This is a genomic window from Aquimarina rubra, assembly GCF_042684305.1.
Taxonomy (GTDB): Bacteria; Bacteroidota; Bacteroidia; order Flavobacteriales; family Flavobacteriaceae; genus Aquimarina; species Aquimarina rubra.
The window spans coordinates 632-1,577 of the sequence record NZ_JBHULE010000017.1 but is presented as its reverse complement, the minus strand read 5'-3'; the positions used below and the strand labels follow the sequence as shown (position 1 = coordinate 1,577).

The window sequence follows — 946 nt, the reverse complement described above, 5'->3', positions numbered from 1 at the left end:
CGTCTCAATGATATCATAGATACCATCATTGTCACTGTCTAAGTCGAAGTGATTCGGAACACCATCATTGTCATTGTCATAAATATCCGGAATACCATCTCCATTACTGTCCGCTAAATCCGGAGTACCTGGTAATCCGTCCGGATCTACATCCTGGTAGTTCGGAATACCGTCTCCATCATCATCCCCGCTTGGATCGTTACCATCACTCTCCACCACATCAGGAATACCATCATTGTCATCGTCTTCATCTACATTATCTGCTATACCATCATTATCGGCATCTAAAATACTTCGGAAGTCAACCTCCGTCAGATCCGCATCATCTGCATTGTCCGTACCAATGGCTCCCGTATCTAAATTATCATTGACATCTGGAGTAGCTCCGGTAGTGTCTACCGTATCAAAACCATCATCCAAACCATCGCCATCGGCATCAGTACCTACTGCGGTACCTTGACCGGCTTCAATCACATCATTGATCCCATCATTATCACTGTCTGTATCTAAGTAATCTGGAGTCGTGTCACTATCCGTGTCCTCAGGGGCTAAACTCGTACCTGCTACAAAACCTGCAGCCGTACATTCATCGGCATTACCATCCGCCGGAACAGTACCATCCGCTAAGTTACATACCGGATCATACGCATCATCAATACCATCATTGTCATTATCAGTACCACTTGGGGCAGTATAACTGGCTGTTGGCTGCGCCTCTACATTGTCCGCAATACCATCGTCATCTGCATCAATATCTAAATAGTCCGGACCGTCATTTACATTACCATCTGTATCAGTAACAACTGTCGTTACCGGATCGCCATCTACATTGCCTTGTGCAGGGTCCGGAATACCATCCGTACCAACGCCACCATCGGCAATACCATCGTCATCACTGTCTAATCCGGCATTGCCCGTCTCAATGATATCATAGATACCATCGTTA

Annotated in this window: 1 pseudogene; it reads right to left on the bottom strand. The window is 46.0% G+C overall.

Going from position 1 to position 946, the window contains the following annotated elements:
* Positions 1-946: pseudogene (locus tag ACFSR1_RS08185) on the bottom strand (hypothetical protein); the annotation flags it as partial.